We start from the raw sequence: 19,150 nt of genomic DNA, 5'->3' as shown, positions 1-19,150 counted from the left end.
CCCTGGCAGAATCCGCGTCATGAGCACGTCGGTTTTGGTGGTGGAGGACGCCACCCCCATCCGGGTGGCCATCGCAGCCGCGTTGACCGACGCCGGACACCGCGTGCTTGCGCGCGAGGACGGGGCGCGGCTGGAGCGCGACATCGACGAGTTCCGGCCCGATGCAGTGCTGTTGGACGTGATGCTGCCCGGATCGGATGGTTTTGACCTGCTGAAGATCGTGCGGCGGCGCTGCGATGCGGGGATCGTGATGGTCACTGCACGCGACGCCGTCGCCGATCGTCTACGTGGCCTCGACGACGGTGCCGACGACTACGTGGTGAAACCGTTCGAGATGGCTGAACTGGTGGCTCGGGTGGCGGCGGTGCTGCGGCGGCGAGGTCGCTTGGCCACCGCGATCCACATCGACGACCTGACGATCGACCCCGAGTCGGCGACGGTGACGCGAGCCGGTGAACCGATCACGTTGACCGCCACCGAGTTCCGAATGCTGCATCATCTCGCACAGCGCCGCGACCGGGTGCTGAGCAAGACCCAGATCCTCACCGCGGTATGGGGTTACGAGCACTACGACCCGAATCTGGTGGAGGTGCACATCAGCGCGCTGCGCAAGAAATTGGAGGCGCACGGTGGGCGGCTGCTGCACACCGAGCGAGGGCTGGGATATCGGCTTGGCGTGACTCGCGATTCGGAATCATGATGATCGGCCGTGAAAAGATTGGGCTGCAGACACATTCGCTGCGCCTTCGGGTCACGGTGATCGGTAGTGTCATCATCACCGCTGTGATCGCCGTGGTGATCGTGACTGCGGGCACGCTGTTCACCGTCGCAGCCAAACGCGATGTGAACAGCTTGCTGAACGAGCGGGCCACATATTCCCGCCAGCTGGCTCGCACGGTGGCCCGCCCGGAGGCATTCATCGCGCGTATCGACGGGCAGTCGGTGCGGGCTCAGCTGGTGCTGTCGGATGGGTCGGTGGTGGGGAAGGCGTTGCCACCCAATGCCACCGAGTCACGACGCACCATCACCCTGCGAGGTGGCAGGGCCTGGGCACGCGGTGCCCAGCTCACCCTCGCCGTGGACAACCGCCTGTTGGACCGGGTGCGCGGTCGTCTGCTGTGGGGGCTGGTGATCGCCGGGGCGATAGCCGTGTTGGTCGCGGCCGGTCTGTTGTGGATCGCAGTGCGCTATGCGTTGGCGCCGCTGGATGCGATGACGGCGTTGGCCCGCTCGATTGCGACCGGTCGGCGTGGCGCACGGTTGACCCCGCAGCGCCGCGACACCGAATTGGGCCGTACCGCAGCAGCTTTCGACGCGATGTTGGATTCCCTGGAGGGAGCTGAACACAACGAGCGGGCAGCCCAACAGGCGGTGCGCCGGTTTGTCGCTGATGCCGGCCACGAGTTGCGGACGCCGATCAGTGGTGTGCAGGCCATCGCCGAGACTCTGCTGCAGGCGCCGCCGGACATGCCGGCGCAGGAGCGGGAACAGTTGTGTCTATTGCTGGTTCAGGAGACCCGCCGGGCGGGTCGGTTGGTGGACGACATGGTCGACATGGCCCGGATCGATTCGGGCATCGCCATCACCCCGGCGCCGACGGATGTGGGTGCATTGGCCGCCGAACAGGTGGCACGGGTGCGACTTCTGTACCCGCAGTTGACGATCGAGGTACACGGGGCTGCTGCACCGATTGCGGTGGACGCCAGCCGGATCAGTCAGATCGTGGCCAACCTGGTGGACAACGCGTGTCAGGCCACCCCGCCGGGCGGGTCGGTGCGGGTGTCGGTGGTCGACGAACCGCACGCGGTGAGCCTGCTGGTGTCCGACACCGGCCCGGGTGTCGCCCCGGCCGATCGTGAACGCATCTTCGAACGCCTGGTGCGCTTGGACGATGCCCGCGATCGTCGCACCGGCGGAAGCGGATTGGGGCTGGCGGTGGCTCGTGGACTGGCGCGAGCCCACGGCGGTGACCTCACCTGCCTGGACTCCACCGGCCCCAGCAGCGGTGCGGTGTTCTGTCTGTGGCTACCGCGCTGACGGGTCGATCGATCCTGGTGGCACTTGGGTCGTGAGGTGGGATCCCTATGCGGCCAGCTCGCGGTGCGGGAGGGGCGCATCGAATTCGTCTGGGATGGCCAAGTCCCGGACGCTGCCCGAACGCGCGCTTCTTCGGCACAGCCAGCGATGACCGCCACCGCCCGACCGTGCGAAGTGGCCCAGTGGTCACCTTGATCGGGTGAACGTATCGGGCCAACTCATCGAATTGTTGACCTGGGATTTTTCAGAAGCACGGTGACCCGACCGAAATTGATGGCTGCCCTTGGGCGCTCTCGTAAATGACCATTACCCAATCGTCGGGCGTACTCGCCACCACATCTCCATTTGTGCGACTGACCCGACGGGGAGGGCATCCGCGATGGCGAACCGTTCCCTGCTGAGACGGCCACCGGGCCGGTTCGGTTCCTCGGCATAGTATCCAGTCCGAACGCCTGTGCGGGAGTTCGGTCGCATGCGTCATACCGCCATCGCGTCCACGGGCTGGTCGTGGCTGCGAAGGTCTGTGATGGGATCTCGGATGTTGAGGCGGTCGGGGTTTCTGCGCACAGCCGAAAAGTGGCGCGATGTCGTCGAAACTTCGCCGCACGTGGCGCGCGGGAGGCTGCGTGCGAGTGGTCGCTCGACCAGCGACGATGATGGAGATCTCCCCGCGCGACTCGACATCGCGAATCAGTTCGGATGCGTTCTGGCGCAGCTTGCGGAGTCCGACGCCCTTCACGGCGATTCGCAAGCGCCGGTGCTGGCCCCGTACGGTTCACCCTGTGGACCGAGCGGGCGCTCGGTCGCTAGATTGGATGTCAACGTCCGGTCCACAGGGCGACGGCTCGCGGTTGAGGAGAGACGCAATGACGCAGGAACTCAGGCTGGGGTACAAGGCTTCGGCCGAGCAGTTCGATCCCCGTGAGCTGGTGGAGATCTCGGTGGCCGCCGAGGAAGCCGGCATGGACTCGGTGGCCGTCAGCGACCACTTTCAGCCGTGGCGCCACGAGGGCGGGCACGCTCCCTTCTCGCTGACCTGGATGGCGGCAGTGGGTGAGCGCACCCAACGCGTCCAGATCGGCACCTCGGTCATGACGCCCACGTTCCGCTACAACCCCGCCGTGCTGGCGCAGGCGTTCGGGTCGATGGCGTGCATGTACCCGGGGCGCATCATGCTGGGCGTGGGCACCGGTGAGGCACTCAACGAATACGCCACCGGTTTCACCGGCGAATGGCCCGAGTTCAAGGAGCGTTTCGCGCGTCTGCGCGAAGCGATCGCCCTGATGCGCGAGCTGTGGACCGGCGATCACATCGACTTCGCGGGCGACTACTACACGACCAAAGATGCCTTCCTCTATGACATCCCCGAACAACCCGTTCCCGTGTACGTGGCCGCGGGTGGTCCGGTGGTGGCGCGATACGCCGGGCGTGCAGGCGACGGCTTCATCTGTACCTCAGGCAAAGGCATGGACCTCTACACCGAGAAGCTGATCCCCGCGGTCAAGGAGGGCGCGGCGAAGGCTGAACGCAGCTTCGAGGCGATTGACCGGATGATCGAGATCAAGATCTCGTACGACCCGGATCCGCAACTGGCCCTGGAGAACACACGGTTCTGGGCGCCGTTGTCACTGACTGCCGAGCAGAAACACACTGTGTCCAGCCCCACCGAGATGGAACGCCTGGCCGACGAGCTTCCCATCGAGCAGGTAGCCAAACGCTGGATTGTCACCTCCGACCCCGATGAGGCAGTCGAACAGGTCAAGCAGTACACCGACGCCGGACTCAATCACCTGGTGTTTCACGCCCCCGGGCACGATCAGCGTCGTTTCCTCACCCACTTCGAGAAGGACCTCGCTCCGCGGTTACGCGGCCTCAGCGTCGCCGTGTGAGGGTGGGATTGTCGCCGCGCAGGCATCAAGGCGGGCAACGGATCTCCGGGGTCGCGCAGCGGCTCAGCTGCCGAAGAACCGCTTCTCCAGCCAGACCGCCAGGCGCGGGTAGGACGAGGGGAACAGCCTGACCATCGGATCAACCCAGCGCGTCTGGGCAAAACAGATGCGCCCCTTTCCGCGGGCCACATCGGTCAGGATCCGCTCGGCTGCCTGTGCAGGTGTCCACGTGTAGAGCTGCTCTTCGTAGATCTTGGCGCGGCGAGCCTCTTCGGCGCTGACACCTTCGACGTGAGATTCGCGGGAGATGTTGGTCTTGACCCCGCCAGGATGAACGATGCTGACCTTCACCGGCAGCTTGTCTTTGAGCATCTCCACGCGCAGTGTCTCGGTGAAGCCTCGGACCGCGAACTTGGTTGTGGCGTATGGACCAATTCCGCTCTCGGCCATGATGCCGTTGAGGCTGGAGATGTTCACGACGTGGCCGTCGCCGGACTCGATGAGGTGTGGCAGGAACTCCTTGGTGCCGTGGATGGTGCCCCACAGGTTGACCGCGAATGTGCGTTCGTAATCGCGGTAATCCTGTTCCAGCACAGTCTGATAGATCGGCGCGATACCCGCGTTGTTGTACACCTGGTGGACCACACCGAACCGTTGCTTCACCTCGCGTGCGAAGTCTGCCACCGAATGCCGATCGGAGACGTCGACTTTCGCGGTCATCACCTCGGTGTGCGGGAGTGCCTTGACGGTCTCGGTCAGGCCCGCCTCGTCGACGTCGGCCAGGGCCAGTCGGGCGCCACGCTGGGCCAGGCCCACCGCGAGTGCGCGCCCGATGCCTGAGCCGGCCCCGGTGACGACGGCGACTTTCCCGGTGAACTTGTTCATGAGGAGTTCCTCTCTGATGACGCGCGGATTCAATGAGAGTGATCCCCTGACCCCCGCGGCGACGATGTCGCTTCGCACCACGTTCAGGTCACTTGCGTGGCACAGTGCACCAGCGCCCCGGCCAATCGCCGTATATCGGTCATCCGATCGCTGCGCGGTTGCTGTGCTTTCGTCGAGGTTGCCCACGTGATGGGGCGCAGTGCACCACTCTCAGCCTCGAAACGAGGCAAAGTGACGTGGCGAGAGTGACCTGAGTCATTGAGAGTGGAGGGCACGCATCCCGATCCCCCCACGTCGTCAACACTGAGGAGCACCGATGTCTGCAACCACCACCTCGTCGGAGACACCCGCCGCCGCACACGCTGTCGAGCACCACGATGTGGTTGTGGTCGGTGCTGGATTCGGCGGCATCGGGGCCGGCTACTACCTCAAGAAGGACCTTCCTGGTAAGTCCTTCGTCATCCTCGAGGGGCGTGCCGCCTCGGGTGGAACCTGGGACCTGTTCAAGTATCCGGGTATTCGGTCGGATTCCGATCACCACTGCTTCGGCTACGAGTTCGAACCCTGGCTCGAGGACACCGTCCTCGTCGACGGCCAGCAGATCCTCACCTACATGCGCGGGGTGTCACACAAGTACGGCATCGAGCCGCACATCCGGTATCAGCGCAAGGTCGTCGCGGTCAACTGGTCCAGCGCGAATGCGCTGTGGGTCGTCGACGTGGAAGAGGTCGACACCGGCCGACGCGTGCAGATGACGGCGACGTTCGTGCTCAACGCGACCGGGTACTACAACTACGACCAGGGCTACACCCCCGACTTCCCCGGCCGGGATCGGTTCCGCGGCCAGGTGATCCATCCACAGCACTGGCCCGAAGACCTCGACTACCGAGGCAAGCGAATCGTGGTGATCGGTAGCGGCGCCACTGCGGTCACCCTCATCCCGAACCTGCAGGGCGCCGCCCACGTGGTCCAGTTGCAACGCACCCCCACCTACGTGATGCCCGTCCCCAAGCGGGACCGTATCTCCGACACCCTGCGCGCGGTGCTGCCCAGGGACAAGGCTTACGCCGCCATCCGAGCGTTCCAGGTGTGGTTCGAGTCGGCCAATGTTCAACTCGGGCAGAAGTTTCCCAAGACCATGCGTCGCTACATCCGGCGGGTCAACCGGCGCGCGCTGCCGGACCAGTACCCGGTGGACACCCACTTCAACCCGCCGTATGACCCATGGGATCAGCGGCTGTGTGCCAGCCCCGGTGGCGACTACTTTGAGGCCATCACCAGTGGTCTCGCCTCGGTGGTCACCGACACCATCGAGACCTTCGACGAGACCGGCATCCAGCTGTCTTCAGGCCAGCACCTCGACGCCGACATCATCATCACCGCAACCGGTCTCAACGTGCGACTGTTCGGCGGCATGCAGATCAGCGTCGACGACAAGCCCATCACGCTGTCGGAGACCGTTGCCTTCAAAGGCAACATGCTCTCGGGGATTCCCAACCTGGCGTTCCTGATCGGCTACACGCACGGATCGTGGACCCTGAAAGTGGGTCTGCTGTCGCAATACTTCGTGCGTCTGCTGTCCTACATGGACGACTTGGGTTACACCACAGTTGTTCCCGAGCTACCGGAGGGGATGAAGACGCGTCCGCTCATGGATTTCAGCGCGGGCTACGTGCAGCGAGTACTCGACCAGCAGCCGCGGCAGGGCGACGCATATCCGTGGGTGATGTCGATGAGTTATCCCGGCGACGCCGACATCTACAAGCGTGGCGACGTGACCGACCCCGACCTCACCTTCGGTACCGGCCCTGCACGGTCCGGCTCTGACACCGATGCGGCTGACTCGTTTGCCGACGTCGGTCGCGGGATCACGCTGTGCTATCGCACCGACGGCGATCCGTCGGGCGAGCCGGTGCTGCTGGTGCCGGGCCTCGGGCTCGACCTCACGTCGTGGCCGGAGAGCTTTGTCGGCGACCTCGTCGACCGCGGCTATCACGTTGTGCGGTTCGACAATCGGGACAGCGGGCGCTCCACGCACCTGAACGACAGCCCGATGCCCAACCCGTTGCACATGTTGCGCGGCACCGCTCCTGACGGTGCGTACAGCCTTGAGGACATGTCCGACGACGCAGCTGGCCTGCTGCGCGCAATCGGTGTCGACCGCGCGCATGTCATCGGGATATCTATGGGAGGCATGATCGCTCAGACCCTGGCTGTGCGGCACCCGGATCTGGTGAGCTCGCTGACCTCCATCGCGTCGACCACCGGCGCTCGGGACGTGGGGCAGCCCGCGAAGTCGACGTTGCCGCGCCTGTTGGCGCCGGTTCCAAGCAACATCTCCGAGTTCGCCAAGGCGCAGGTGTCGTTGCTCAAGCACATCGGGTCGCGCAGCGCCTACCCCATCGTCGAGGAGACCGAGACCGCCTGGGCGAGAAGGGCGTGGAATCGAGGTGCCGGTGAACTTCGAGGTCGCGGCGACGCCCGCCAGATCGGGGCGATCGGTGCGTCGGGCGATCGCACCAGGCAACTGGGTCGAATCACCGCGCCTACGTTGGTGATCAACGCCGACAAGGATCGAATGGTCGCGGCCAGCGGCGGCGCGGCCACCGCCCGGGCGATTCCCGGCGCCCGCCACGAGGTGATCGAGGACATGGGCCACCACCTCAACGCAGCGGTCGCCGCGCGGATCATCGGCTTGCTCGACGGCCATCTGCGCTCCGCGGCGACAACGACACCGACGAAAGAATCGGTGACGGCCTGAGTTCATCCGGCGACCGGGTTGGATCCAAGAGATGAGCGTGGACGAATCCGAGGTGCATACTGCACCGGTGAGCCTGTCGTGGCCGGAGGTGTCAGACGCGGCCCGCCGCGTGATCCGGCGCGTCGCTGAACGGTTGCTGACCCGCGAGCAGGAGTTCGTCGACGCGCTCTTCGAAGCGTCGCAGTCGGCCTCGCCCGATGGGCTGCGATCAGATCCGGCGCTGTCCACCGCAGACCGTTCGGTGAGCGAAGCCAATGCGCTGCAATGGTTGTCGTCGAACGTCAGCGCGCCCGGTGAACGGGTGGTGCCCTACCTCGGGGCCGAATCCCTTGATCTGGCCCGCGACCTGGTGCGACGCGGACTCGATGACGCCGATCGAGCCAGCTGGCGGGCCGGGCAGCAGATCGCCTGGCAGGAGTGGGTGCGTGAATGTGTCGATGTCGCACCAGATCCGGCGACCCTGGTCGAGGTGCTCTCGGTGACCAGCCTGTCGCTGAACTGCTTCATCGACGACACCGTGCACTCGGTGGAAGTGGCGATCGAGGCCGAACGGGAGGAGCTGACCCGCGGTTCGGCCAGCACGCGCTTGGAGACGGCGAGCCTGCTGGTCTCCGGTGCGCCCGTCCCGGCCGACCGCGCCGAGTACGCCCTGGGGTACGCGTTGACCGGACCTCATCTGGCTGCCGTGCTGTGGGTGCCGTCGAATGATCTGTCAGCCGAACTCGATGTGGCGGCTGAGGACCTGATGCGGTCGTTCGGGTGTCGGCGGCGGCTGACGGTGGTGGCGGGGGCGGCCATTGTGTGGACGTGGTTTCCCACCGCCTCGCACCCCGACGGTGATGCGGTGCGGGAAGCCGTTGCCGCCCATCCCGACGTCCGGGTGACCGTGGGCCGCGCGGGGCGCGGCGTGGAGGGGTTCCGTACCAGCCATCTCGAAGCGCTCACGGCGCAGCAGGTGCTGGCCGCGTTGGCCTCGCCTCGTCGGGTGGCCACCTACGACGAGGTACGGTTGGTTTCGCTGATGTCGGCCGATCCGGTGCGGATGTCTTCGTTTGTCCGAGATACGTTGGGCGCCTTCGAGACCGCCGATCCGATGTTGCGTTCCACCGTCGTCACGGTGGTGCAGGAACGTTTCAACACCACCCGCGCCGCCCAACGGCTCTACACCCACCGCAACACTGTGGAGCGTCGACTGCGTCGGGCCGACGAACTGCTGCCCCGACCGCTGTCGGAGCGACCCATCGACGTCGCTGCCGCGCTGCTGGTCGTGCAACTCAGGACGGTGCGTGACTGACCGTGTGAACCGGACATCGCCGCCGACGAACGGTAGTGTGCCGGTGGTGGCCTACCTCACCCGCGACGACTCTGTGTTCGTGCTGCATCTCGGCGCAGTGGAGGTGACCGACGACGAACACGTCTTCGGCCCCGATCAAGTCGCCGAGATCAACGCCTTGCTCGATGAGGTGGAGGCCGGGCAGGGTCCGGCCGCACTGGTGACCACATCGGCAGGCAAGTTCTACTCCACCGGTCTGGACACCGCATGGGTGCTGTCGCATGTCGACGAGGTGGATCCCTATGTGGAATCGGTGCAGCGCTTGCTCGCCCGCATCCTCACCTTCCCGATGCCCACGGTGGCGGCGGTGCCTGGACACGCCTTCGGTGCGGGTGCGCTGTTCGCGATAGCCCACGACCATGCGGTGATGCGAGCCGATCGCGGCTACCTTTGCATGCCGGGCGTCACCATCGGAGCCAGCTATGCCCCTGGCAGCGTGATGCTCGTCGCCGACCGGGTGCCCGTGCGCGTGGGCCACGAACTGCTGATGACCGGCCGACGCTACGGCGGCACCGAGGCGGCCGCGCGTGGAATCGTCGACGCAGCAACGCCTCTGGATCAGGTGCTACCGGCCGCACTGGATCATGCCCGGGCCCACCAGAACACGCGGGGACGCACGCTGGGCGAGATCAAGGCGTCTCGGTACGCCGCCACCGCGGCCGCCCTGCGATCGGCGGTCCGTGGGGTGGACGGTCAAGCCGCGATCGCCGGCTCGTAGCTCAGGTGCTCCGGTGTCGCGGTCGTGTCCGACGTTGACCACATTGGGCATCACCGTGCTCGACGAGTCAGCGCTGTTCGAGGTGACCTATAGCGGTGTCCCCAATGTCGCATCTTTCCAACGTGATTCGCTGGTGACCGCGGGTGGTCATCAATACACCGCCTGGTACGGCAGCGATCGTGGGGTTCGGTTGTCCAGGCGTGCGGTCGAGGGTTACGCGGTCGGCCCATGGCAGACCTTTGCGTTCGATCATGATCTCTCGGCGGTGGACTCACACAACACCATCTCCCTGGGGGTCTCCCGCGGTGACGGACGCCTGCACGTGGCGATGGACACCCATGACACGCCCGTCTACTACACGGTGTCGCATCCACATCTCGTCGACGGTGCTGCGCCGTGGGGTCGGGAATCCTTTGCGGTGGTGCAACGCACGCTCGGTGGCGTCGATCTCGGGGGCATCAGTTATCCGCAGTTCGTGGGCACGCCTGCCGGTGGACTGTTGCTGTCCTACCGCACCGGGCACTCCGGCGGCGGCGTGTGTGAGCTCGCCGAATACGATCCGACACAGTCGAAGTGGACTACTCGAGGCGCCTGGACCGGTTCCACCGGTCGCTACGTGGCTCCCAACGGGCGGACCAACCACACCCGTAACGCCTACCTGCACGGGTTGGATCTCGACCGAAACGGGCGACTACACGCCGCCTTCACCTGGCGCGAATCAGCACGTGGCGGAACGGTTCTGAGTGATCCAGGTGGCCTGGCCAATCACGACACCGGATACGTGTACTCCGATGATCTGGGGTCCACCTGGTACACCGACGGTGGTGAGCTCGCGGCGCGGACCGGAGGTGATCTTGTGGTGAGTTGGGGCACCCCAGGTCATGTCGTCGATGCGTTGGGCCCGGATCACGCGCTGATCAACCAGGAGTCTCAAGCCGTCGACTCCGCCGGTCGACCCCATGTCATGATCAGCTACGTGCCGCCGCAGACACGTCCGGTGGTGAGCGACTTCGTGACCCAGCGCCGTGACCACGCGCGTCCGGTGCACCTCGTGCGCGTCGCACACACCTGGCAACGAACCGAACTGGGTGTGCAGTCCGGACGGTTCGGGCGCACCCAGCTGGTGATCGCCGAGGACGACACCGCCTACGCGGTGCTCCCGGACGGACGTGTCGCGGCGGCGTCGGCCGCAGCGAACTGGCTGGACTGGTCGATCGTGTTCGACGGCGCCGGTGTCGACTCGTTCACCGAATGCACCGTCGACAGGTCCCGGCTGCGTTCGGGCGTGCTGTCGGTGATGTTCCAGGAGCCTGGACAAGAAGCCGGCCGTTCTCCGTTACGGGTGATCGATCTCGCGGTCGGGGCGTGATCGCCGATGCCGCAGCTCAGGCGAGCAGATGCGGGGCGACGAGTTCGACGTAGCGCCGGATGATGGTTTCCAGTGCGTCCGATCCCGCCGCCGCCCACAGATCCCCGTTGAAGATCTCCACCTCGACATCGCCGCGATAGCCCGCATCGACGACCATGCCGGTGATGGCGGCGAAATCGATGTGTCCGTCGCCGGGGACCCCACGCGACAGCAACGCATCCGGGGGCAGCGGGGTGATCCAGTCGGCCAGCTGAAATGATGCGATCCGCGGACCCGCGCGCCGGATCATCGCGGGTAGCACAGGATCCCACCACAGGTGGAAGGTGTCGACCACCACGCCGACCTCGTCGACCGCGAACCGCTCGGCCACGTCCAGGGACTGGGCCAGTGTGGAGAACACTCCACGATCGGCGGCGTACAGCGGATGCATCGGCTCCAGCGCCAGGCGCACTCCGCGTGCCCGCGCGTACGGGACCAACTCGGCGATCGCATCCTCCGCGCGCCGACGCGCCCCGACCAGATCTCGCGACCCGGCCGGCAACCCGCCGACCACCATCACCAGGGTGTCGGTGCCCAGGGTGACCGCCTCATCGATGGCGCGTCGATTGTCCGACAACGCATCCCGCTGTCGCTCGGGTTCTGCGGCGGTGAGGAATCCGCCGCGACACAACGAGGACACCCGTAGCCCGGCGTCAGCCACCATCCGCGCAGACACCGCCAGCCCGGCCGCGGCCACCGGTTCACGCCACAGTCCGACCGACGGGACCCCGGCGGCCACGCAGCCCGCCACCGTCTGCGCCACCGACCACGATGCGATGCTGCGCTGGTTCAACGACAGTCGCCCCAATCGCCGATCGCCTGGTCGCGGGGTCGCCACGCGCGCAGGGGTCCCCGAGGGGACATCGAGCACCGTCGTGCTCATCGCTCCACCCCGTTCAACTCCAGGAACAGCGACATGCGGTGCGCAGCAAGGTCGGGATCGATCAACAGACCTGCCTCGTCGGCCAGCCGGAACAGATCCACCAGGTGCGACACCGATCGGGCCGTGGCCATCCCACCCACCATGGAGAAGCGTGGTTGATGTCCGCACAGCCACGCCATGAACGCGATACCCGTCTTGTAGTACGGGGTGGGGGCGCTGAAGATGTGCCGTGACAGCGGCAGGGTGGACGCCATCTCACGGTCGTAGCCGGCCACGTCGCCCGCGGCCAAGGCGTCCAGCGCCGCCGACGCGGCGGGGGCCACCGCAGCGAATGCGCCCAGCAGCGCGTGGGAGACATGGGTGCCGTCGCCGCGGATCAATTCCGGATAGTGGAAATCGTCGCCGGTGTACAGACGCACCGAATCGGGTAAAGCTGCGCGCACACGGATCTCGTGGTCGGCGTCGAGTAACGACACCTTCACCCCGTCGATCCGGTCGGCGTGATCGTGACACAGGCCCAGGAAGGTCTGGGTTGCGACATCGACATCATCAGAGCCCCAGTAGCCGTGCAGCTGTGGATCGAACACCGTACCCAGCCAGTGCAGGATCACCGGGCGATCTGCCGTGGCCAGCACGTCACGGTAGACCTGAACGTAATCGGTTGCGCACGTGGCAGTTGCGGCCAGCTGGCGCGACGCCATCACCACCACGGCGGCGCCAGTGGCCTGCACGGTCTGCACCTGCTCGACGTAGGCTGCGGTCACATCACGCAGGGTGCGGGCCTCGGGGGCGTGGTCGGTTCCCGCCCCCGCGACCACCCGGGCCTCGTGCTCCTGTGCCAGTTGCGCTGTCTGCGAGATCAATTCGGCGGCGCAGGCCCAGTCGAGTCCCATGTTACGTTGCGCGGTGTCCATGGCCTCGGCCACGCCCATGCCGTGGGAGAACAGGTGTCGACGGAAGGCGAGCGTGGCGTCCCAGTCCAGCACTGCGGGAGCGCCGGGAGCTGTGTCGGACAACGGATCGGGTACCACATGGGCGGCGGCGAACACCGTGCGAACCGTGTGCGGGTTCCGATGGCGGGGAAACTCGCGCGGCGTCGTCATCTGATGTTCCACGAGATCGCCGTCTGGACCGGGCAGAACCAGCCGGGGCGGCGCGGCGGTGGTCATGCTCGGGCCGCCGCAGCGACCGGCGTGGTGCGTACGTCCACGCGCCGACCGGTGGTCGATGACTCGATCCCGGCCTCGGCCAGGCGCAGCCCGCGAGCCCCGGCGTGGAAGTCGTAGGCATGCGGTCGTCCGGCCAGAACGTCGCCGAGAAAGTCGCGCCACTGCTCGGCGAACCCGTTGCCGAACTCGGCGTTGTCGGGCACCGGTGCCCATTGGTCGCGGAACCGGATGTCGGTGGGCAGGTCGGGGTTCCACACCGGCTTGGGGGTGGACACCCGCGATTGAGCCTGACAGGCGAACAAGCCGGCCACCGCGCTGCCGTGGGTGCCGTCCACCTGGAACTCCACCAGTTCATCGCGGTGTACCCGGACTGCCCACGACGAGTTGATCTGGGCGATCACCCCGCCGTCGAGTTCGAAGATCGCGTAGGCGGCATCGTCGGCCGTCGCCTGATAAGGGTGGCCGTCCTCGTCAACCCGATGCGGGATGTGGGTGGCCAACCGCGCTGTCACTGCCTGCACCGGCGCGATGATGTTCTCCAACACGTAGTTCCAGTGGGGGAACATGTCGACGGCGATCCCGCCGCCGTCGGCGGCCCGGTAGTTCCAGCTCGGCCGCTGGGCTGGCTGCCAGTCGCCCTCGAACACCCAGTAGCCGAATTCGCCACGTACCGACAGGATTCGGCCGAAGAATCCGCTGTCGACCAGTCGCTTCAACTTGCGCAGGCCGGGCAGGTACAGCTTGTCGTGCACCACGCCATGAATCACCCCGGCCTGATCGGCGGCCGCGGCGAGTTCGAGGGCAGCCGCATATGACTCGGCGGTCGGCTTCTCGGTGTAGACGTGCTTGCCGGCGGCCAGTGCGGCCAGGATCGCCTCCCGGCGAACATTGGTGGTCTGCGCGTCGAAGTAGACGGTGGCACTCGGGTCGGCCAGTGTTGCTTCCAGATCGGTTGTCCACGAATCGATGTGGTGCCGCGCGGCGATCTCGGCCAGCTTGGTGGCGTTGCGGCCCACCAGGATCGGCTCGATCTGCACGCGTTGTCCGTCCGCGGTCACCAGGCCGCCCGCATCGCGGATGGCCAGCACCGACCGCACCAGGTGCTGGCGATAGCCCATTCGGCCGGTGACGCCGTTCATGATGATCCGCACGGTGGACATGTGACTCCTCGAGGCTCGGGTCGAGATCGCGATCGATCCGATGGGAAAGCGCTTTCCCATAGGGTGCCCGATGACCCCGGGATCGCGCAAGACCTGGGTAGGCTCAGCTCGGACATCACCGATGTCCGTCGGACGGCAGACAGGACCGATGTGACGACCTTGGCTGAGGTGGCGCGCCGCGCCGGGGTGTCTGCGGCCACCGCCTCGCGCGCGCTCAACGGCAGCGCCGGACGCACGGTGGCCCCCGAGCTGCGAGATCGGGTGCTGGCCGCGGCAGCCGAGTTGGACTACGCCCCCAACGCCCAGGCCCAGGCGATGGCCCGCGGTCGGACCGCGACCGTCGGGTTGGTGGTTCGCGACATCACCGATCCGTACTTCTCCACCATCGCCGCCGGTGTGATGGCGGCGGCCACCGCGCGCGAGCTGCTGGTCACCATCGCCAGCTCCGAGGGTGACCCGCGACGCGAACTCGACCTGGTCGCCATGCTGCGCCGTCAGCGGCTGCAGGCGGTGGTGATCGCCGGATCCCGGACCGCCGACGCTGAGATGACCGCGGCGATGCGCACCGAACTCGCGGCCATCCGGCGCGATGGGGGTGCTGTGGCCGCCATCGGGCAAGAGGTGTTGGATGTCCCGACAGTGGTGGTGGACAACCGATTCGGGGCGGGCGCGTTGGCGCGAGCCCTGTACTCGCAGGGTCATCGCGAGGTGGGTGTGCTGGCCGGCCCATCGGATCTGCTCACCGCGCGCGATCGCGCCGAGGGCTTCGTGTTGGCCCTCGCCGAACTCGGCGTGGCGCCCCGGCCCGCCGACATCGTCGGATGCGATTTCGACCGCGACGGTGGATACCGGGCCATGGCCACCCTTGTGGACCGCCCCCGCCGCCCGCGCTGCGTGTTCGCAGTCAACGACCTCGTCGCTCTCGGTGCGCTGTCGGCGGTCCTCGACGCAGGGTTGCGGGTGCCCGAGGACATCGCGGTGGCCGGCTTCGACGACATCCCGGTGCTACGCGACATCCGCCCGGCGCTGACCACCGTCGCCCTTCCACTCGCCGATCTCGGTCGCCGGGCCCTGGAGCTGGCGCTCGAATCGGCGTCATCGACCGATTCGCTCGCGACGCCGGAGTCGGGGCGGGGACGGGTCGTGGTGGGCGGTCGGGTGCAGCTGCGAGCAAGCACGAGGTTGTGACCGTGATACCCCGAACGCGGCGTCTGGGAATGCGCATTCCAGTAGGGTGACCCTGTGTCTGATCTGAGACCGGGATTGTGCTCGGTGACGCTGCGCGCCCAGCCGGTGGACGCGGTGATCGCGCAGGCGGCGGCCGCCGGCTTGGCGGCCATCGAGTGGGGCGGTGACGTTCACGTCCCCCCGCACGACCTGCCCCTGGCCCGGTCGGTGGCCGCACGCACGCTCGATGCTGGACTCGCGGTGGCCGCCTACGGCAGCTATCTACGGCTCGGTCACAGTAGCGATCCCACCCCGGTGATCGACACCGCGGTCGCGCTCGGGGCCCCGCGAATACGGGTGTGGGCGGGCTCGCTCGGATCAGCCGACACCGACGCGGACACGCGCGCTGAGGTGGTGCGCGACGCCCGGGTGCTGGCCGACCGCGCGGCCGCACACGGAGTGACCATTGGTCTGGAGTTTCACGGCGACACCCTCACCGACACAGTCGATTCCACCCTCGAACTGCTCGCCGAGATCGACCGGCCCGCCACCCTGGGCACCTACTGGCAGCCGCCCCGGTCGGTGTCCGACGCCCAGGCACTCGACGGGCTGCGTGCGGTGCTCGGACACACGGTGGCGATCCACGCCTTCTCCTGGTGGCCGGCCGACGTCCGGCATCCGTTGGCCCGACGCGTCGAGCTGTGGACTGCGGTGATCACCCTCGCGCGCGCTGCCGGGCGCCCCCTGGACGTGTTGTTGGAGTTCGTGATCGACGATCGCATCGATCAGCTGGCCACCGATGCGGACGTGTTGATCGGCTGGCTGGAATCGGGCTGATCCACCGTCGGCCACCGCACCGACACCACGTCGTCGGCCGTCCAGCGCACCTCGATGCCCTCGGGGTGCACGGCCGCGGTGGGCATTGCGTCGATCGGACTGCGTCGCAACGCGATCAACGCCGCCACCACTGTCCCCGGCTCGGCGTTCGAACCGGTCGCAAGCCACGGCGTGGCGGTGGCGGCCCCCAGCGGGGTCACATCGGTCTCGTGGTGTACCCCGCCCTCGTCGAGTCCGTGCAGTCCGACGATCGTCGAACACAGATCGCCCACCGACACCCGCTGGTCGCGGCTCAGTGCATCGGTGCTGACGACGAGCGCATCAGACGCTCCCGACACCGGCCAGCCGCCGACGCGTATCCGACCGGTGCATCCCCGGTCGGTGGATTCCACGCGGGCCACCCGGATCTCCACCCCGGGCCGCACCACCGACATCACCGTCACCACGGGTCCGTCGACCACCGATCCCGTTCGACCCGACCCGTGGTCGGGGGAGTCGTCAGCGGTGGCGTCCACCCAGTGCAGGCGTGCCCGCGACACCCCGATCGCTGTGTGTCCAAGGACTTCGCACCGCAGGGTCGCGAACCCGGTCCGGTGGGTGGATGACCCGCGAGTGTCGACGACGGTGACCGAATTGTCCAGGGGCGCAGCCACGGTGGCGCCCACCAACGGGGGGATGGTGGCGGTCGAGTAGCCCAGTCGCGCGTACAGCGGGGCATCGCCCGCGCGCGAGCCGACTGCAGCGTGATCGGTGCCGTGGTTGTGTACGCAGGTGAGGCCGTCATGGATGCTGATGAGCCAGCCCGGCGCGGTGGCGACGCGTAGCTGATCCCCGCGCTCGGACGGCACCAGCGACTCGCTGGTCTGCCAGATCGGGTGCTCAGGACCCAGAGCCAACCCGAGAAACCCCTGTGCGGCCCAATACGGTGACCCTGGACCCGAATACGCCTGTCGCATGGCCGGCCACTGATGATGCAGGCCCAGGGTCAGCGGGTGGGTGATCCGATCGTCGAAGTGCCGCACGATGAGACCGGCTGCCCGACGTGCGACCGCCGGATCCAGGGTGCCCGTCCACCCGCCCAACCAGAACTGAGCTGCGGCGGCAAACCGATAGATCAGTGAACGTCCCTGCAGCAGTGGCGATCCGTCCGCGCCCACCAGGTGCACGGCGTCGGTGAGGTAGTCGCGCAGGTCTGCGCGCCAGGTGTCGACCAGCGTTGCCGGGCACAGGGGCGCGGGGCCGTCGGTGACGTCGAACAGTTCCACCCACAGCTGTGGGAACAGGTGCAATGCCCAACCGACGTAGTGGTCGTAGCTGCGTTCGCCGTCGCGATCGGTGCGCCAGCCGTCGGGGCGTCGCAACGTGGCGTGTACGGCCAGGCCGGCGTCGATGTCAGCGCGCGACCACTCTCCGCCCACCTCACGCAGGAACGACTCGACCACCACCTGGAACCAGACCCAGTTGATCGGTGGATATGGCTGTCCCACAACAGAGCTCAGCCAGTCGATGGTGCGGGCGCGGACCCCGCCGTCGAGTCGGTCCCACAACCACGGTCGCGTCAACTGCAGACCCAACGCGATGGAGGCCGCTTCCACCTTCGCCTGATCGAGCTGATCGGGTCGCGGCCACGCCTCGGGATGACCAGGATCGGTGCCGGCGGCCAAGCCGCGGGCGTAACGCTCCAGCACTCCGCCTGGATCGGCCCCCTGCTCGCCGCGTGTTCTCAGTGCTGCGGCGAGGAAGGTGCGTGAGAAGCCCTCCAGTCCATCGGAATCCGGGCCGTAACAACTGGCCGGTCCAGGAAGGTCGATGCGGGCACCACCCGGTGACCGGTACGGTTCGACGGCGGCGAGCAGCCGGTCCACGCAGCCGATCCAGTCGGCGCGTGTCCAGGTGGTCATGCCTGTACGGCCAGACTCGGCGCGGTGACCGGTGCTCGCGGTGGATCCCCGCGGGCGAACCGCTCGAGTTCATCGAGTGCGGCCGCGCTCATGCGCCGGGCCTCGCCACCGAGTGATCCCGCCACATGCGGGGTGAGCATCACGTTCGGTAGGTCGTAGAGCGGACTGTCCGGAGGCAGCGGTTCGGGGTCGGTGACATCGAGCACTGCGTGCAGTCGTCCGGTGCCACAGGCGTGTTCGAGGGCGGCGGTGTCGATCAACGCCCCGCGCGCCGTGTTGATGACGGTGGCGAACCGGGGGAGCGCGGCCAGCTCGGCGGCTCCGATCATGTGTCGGGTCTCCGGCAGCGACGGCGCGTGCAGGCTCAGCACGTCGGCGCGCGGTAGGGCGTTCGCCAGCGTGGCGGGTTGCGCACCGGCGCGCCGGATCTCGTCGGGGTCGGTGATCGGATCAACCACCACGACCTCGGCGCTGTCGGTGATGCGCAGCAGCTCGGTCACCCGTCGACCCACTCGGGAGAACCCCACCACCACGACCACCCGATCGCGCCCGGACAGCTCGCCGCGAGCTTCTCGATAGCTCCAGTCGGCGCGGTGGACTCGGGCGTCGGCGGCGAGGAACGGGGCCTTCTTGAACGACCACAGCACCGCGGCCAGGGTGTACTGGGCCACCGGCTCTGCGTTGGCATCGGCGGCGGTGGTCACCACGATGCCCCGGTCGAACACGGCCGAGGAGACGTGCCCCCGAACTGAACCGGCCGCGTGGAACACCGCCTGCAACCGGGGTGCCGAGCCGAGGACCTCGGCGTCCAGAGGTGGACAGCCCCACGAGGTGAGCAGCACCTCGGTGTGGGCCAGACGTGCGCGTGCAGTCGGTGATCTCAACTCGCCCAACCGGATCGGGTCGGACACGGTGGCGACCGCCCGCAACCGCGCCAGCTCCGCCGGCCCGAACTGCAATCGGAAGGTGTCGTCGTCCATCACCAGCAGCGTGTTCGGAGCC

General features: G+C 67.3%; 15 protein-coding genes. 9 read left to right on the top strand and 6 right to left on the bottom strand.

From position 1 onward, the window contains the following. Positions 1-19 precede the first annotated feature (19 nt). From KIK15_RS09920 to fgd, 3 genes are all read left to right on the top strand, one after another. Entirely contained in the window at positions 20-700 is a 681-nt protein-coding gene (locus KIK15_RS09920) for a response regulator transcription factor (RefSeq protein ID WP_214244058.1), read from the top strand. After that, on the top strand, positions 700-2,037 hold the full coding sequence (locus KIK15_RS09915) for a cell wall metabolism sensor histidine kinase WalK (RefSeq protein ID WP_214244057.1): 1,338 nt from the start codon (positions 700-702) through the stop codon (positions 2,035-2,037). The genes KIK15_RS09920 and KIK15_RS09915 overlap by 1 nt, the downstream gene beginning before the upstream one ends. Before the next feature lie 866 nt (positions 2,038-2,903). Further along, positions 2,904-3,926: a glucose-6-phosphate dehydrogenase (coenzyme-F420) gene (gene fgd / locus KIK15_RS09910; protein WP_214244056.1), complete on the top strand. Its 1,023-nt coding sequence runs from the start codon at positions 2,904-2,906 to the stop codon at positions 3,924-3,926. A gap of 63 nt (positions 3,927-3,989) precedes the next feature. On the opposite strand, the gene KIK15_RS09905 is transcribed toward fgd, so the two are convergent. Then, positions 3,990-4,811, bottom strand: coding sequence for an SDR family oxidoreductase (locus KIK15_RS09905; protein ID WP_214244055.1), 822 nt, complete (start codon positions 4,809-4,811; stop codon positions 3,990-3,992). Between the two features lie 316 nt (positions 4,812-5,127). Here KIK15_RS09905 and KIK15_RS18755 point away from each other — a divergent pair, with 316 nt between their 5' ends. From KIK15_RS18755 to KIK15_RS09885, 4 genes are read left to right on the top strand one after another with little or no spacing between them, the layout of a single operon-like run. Further along, positions 5,128-7,572, top strand: coding sequence for an alpha/beta fold hydrolase (locus tag KIK15_RS18755; RefSeq protein ID WP_214244054.1), 2,445 nt, complete (start codon positions 5,128-5,130; stop codon positions 7,570-7,572). A 31-nt stretch (positions 7,573-7,603) separates the two neighbouring features. Continuing rightward, positions 7,604-8,866: a CdaR family transcriptional regulator gene (locus KIK15_RS09895; protein WP_214244053.1), complete on the top strand. Its 1,263-nt coding sequence runs from the start codon at positions 7,604-7,606 to the stop codon at positions 8,864-8,866. Continuing rightward, positions 8,859-9,623 (top strand): enoyl-CoA hydratase/isomerase family protein, encoded by a 765-nt coding sequence (locus KIK15_RS09890; protein ID WP_307851816.1) that lies wholly within the window; start codon positions 8,859-8,861, stop codon positions 9,621-9,623. The genes KIK15_RS09895 and KIK15_RS09890 overlap by 8 nt, the downstream gene beginning before the upstream one ends. A gap of 13 nt (positions 9,624-9,636) precedes the next feature. Further along, positions 9,637-10,992 carry a BNR repeat-containing protein gene (locus KIK15_RS09885; RefSeq protein ID WP_214244052.1) on the top strand — a complete coding sequence of 452 codons (1,356 nt, stop codon included), beginning with the start codon at positions 9,637-9,639 and terminating at the stop codon, positions 10,990-10,992. A gap of 16 nt (positions 10,993-11,008) precedes the next feature. Here KIK15_RS09885 and KIK15_RS09880 read toward each other — a convergent pair whose 3' ends face one another. Genes KIK15_RS09880 through KIK15_RS09870 form a run of 3 tightly spaced genes read right to left on the bottom strand, consistent with a single transcriptional unit; the run spans position 11,009 to position 14,243 of the window. After that, on the bottom strand, positions 11,009-11,914 hold the full coding sequence (locus KIK15_RS09880) for a sugar phosphate isomerase/epimerase (RefSeq protein ID WP_214244051.1): 906 nt from the start codon (positions 11,912-11,914) through the stop codon (positions 11,009-11,011). After that, positions 11,911-13,083 (bottom strand): dihydrodipicolinate synthase family protein, encoded by a 1,173-nt coding sequence (locus KIK15_RS09875; RefSeq protein WP_214244050.1) that lies wholly within the window; start codon positions 13,081-13,083, stop codon positions 11,911-11,913. Before KIK15_RS09875 ends, KIK15_RS09880 begins: the two co-directional genes overlap by 4 nt. Continuing rightward, entirely contained in the window at positions 13,080-14,243 is a 1,164-nt protein-coding gene (locus KIK15_RS09870) for a Gfo/Idh/MocA family protein (RefSeq protein ID WP_214244049.1), read from the bottom strand. The genes KIK15_RS09875 and KIK15_RS09870 overlap by 4 nt, the downstream gene beginning before the upstream one ends. Positions 14,244-14,393: 150 nt before the next feature. Here KIK15_RS09870 and KIK15_RS09865 point away from each other — a divergent pair, with 150 nt between their 5' ends. Both KIK15_RS09865 and KIK15_RS09860 read left to right on the top strand, forming a co-directional pair. Then, a complete protein-coding gene (locus KIK15_RS09865; protein WP_214244048.1) occupies positions 14,394-15,431 on the top strand; it encodes a LacI family DNA-binding transcriptional regulator in 1,038 nt (345 codons plus the stop codon). A 54-nt stretch (positions 15,432-15,485) separates the two neighbouring features. Next, positions 15,486-16,247, top strand: coding sequence for a sugar phosphate isomerase/epimerase (locus tag KIK15_RS09860; protein ID WP_214244047.1), 762 nt, complete (start codon positions 15,486-15,488; stop codon positions 16,245-16,247). Here the strand turns inward: KIK15_RS09860 and KIK15_RS09855 are convergent. Beyond that, positions 16,196-18,148: a DUF2264 domain-containing protein gene (locus KIK15_RS09855; RefSeq protein WP_214244046.1), complete on the bottom strand. Its 1,953-nt coding sequence runs from the start codon at positions 18,146-18,148 to the stop codon at positions 16,196-16,198. The two genes, KIK15_RS09860 and KIK15_RS09855, sit on opposite strands and share 52 nt — an antisense overlap. Further along, positions 18,145-19,128: a hydroxyacid dehydrogenase gene (locus KIK15_RS09850; protein ID WP_214244045.1), complete on the bottom strand. Its 984-nt coding sequence runs from the start codon at positions 19,126-19,128 to the stop codon at positions 18,145-18,147. Before KIK15_RS09850 ends, KIK15_RS09855 begins: the two co-directional genes overlap by 4 nt. Positions 19,129-19,150 lie beyond the last annotated feature (22 nt).

It is taken from the genome of Williamsia sp. CHRR-6 (genome assembly GCF_018474015.1).
In the GTDB taxonomy this organism is placed as follows: Bacteria; Actinomycetota; Actinomycetes; order Mycobacteriales; family Mycobacteriaceae; genus Williamsia_A.
Note: the sequence above shows the minus strand (reverse complement) of the source record. Positions and strands in the feature narration are given on the sequence as shown.

What these genes read in the sequence shown, in the direction of transcription:
- KIK15_RS09920 (WP_214244058.1), top strand. Translation starts at nt 20, where the DNA reads ATGAGCACGTCGGTTTTGGTGGTGGAGGACGCCACCCCCATCCGGGTG.
- KIK15_RS09915 (WP_214244057.1), top strand. Translation starts at nt 700, where the DNA reads ATGATCGGCCGTGAAAAGATTGGGCTGCAGACACATTCGCTGCGCCTT.
- fgd (WP_214244056.1), top strand. Translation starts at nt 2,904, where the DNA reads ATGACGCAGGAACTCAGGCTGGGGTACAAGGCTTCGGCCGAGCAGTTC.
- KIK15_RS09905 (WP_214244055.1), bottom strand. Translation starts at nt 4,811, where the DNA reads ATGAACAAGTTCACCGGGAAAGTCGCCGTCGTCACCGGGGCCGGCTCA.
- KIK15_RS18755 (WP_214244054.1), top strand. Translation starts at nt 5,128, where the DNA reads ATGTCTGCAACCACCACCTCGTCGGAGACACCCGCCGCCGCACACGCT.
- KIK15_RS09895 (WP_214244053.1), top strand. Translation starts at nt 7,604, where the DNA reads ATGAGCGTGGACGAATCCGAGGTGCATACTGCACCGGTGAGCCTGTCG.
- KIK15_RS09880 (WP_214244051.1), bottom strand. Translation starts at nt 11,914, where the DNA reads ATGAGCACGACGGTGCTCGATGTCCCCTCGGGGACCCCTGCGCGCGTG.
- KIK15_RS09875 (WP_214244050.1), bottom strand. Translation starts at nt 13,083, where the DNA reads ATGACCACCGCCGCGCCGCCCCGGCTGGTTCTGCCCGGTCCAGACGGC.
- KIK15_RS09870 (WP_214244049.1), bottom strand. Translation starts at nt 14,243, where the DNA reads ATGTCCACCGTGCGGATCATCATGAACGGCGTCACCGGCCGAATGGGC.
- KIK15_RS09855 (WP_214244046.1), bottom strand. Translation starts at nt 18,148, where the DNA reads ATGACCACCTGGACACGCGCCGACTGGATCGGCTGCGTGGACCGGCTG.
- KIK15_RS09850 (WP_214244045.1), bottom strand. Translation starts at nt 19,128, where the DNA reads ATGGACGACGACACCTTCCGATTGCAGTTCGGGCCGGCGGAGCTGGCG.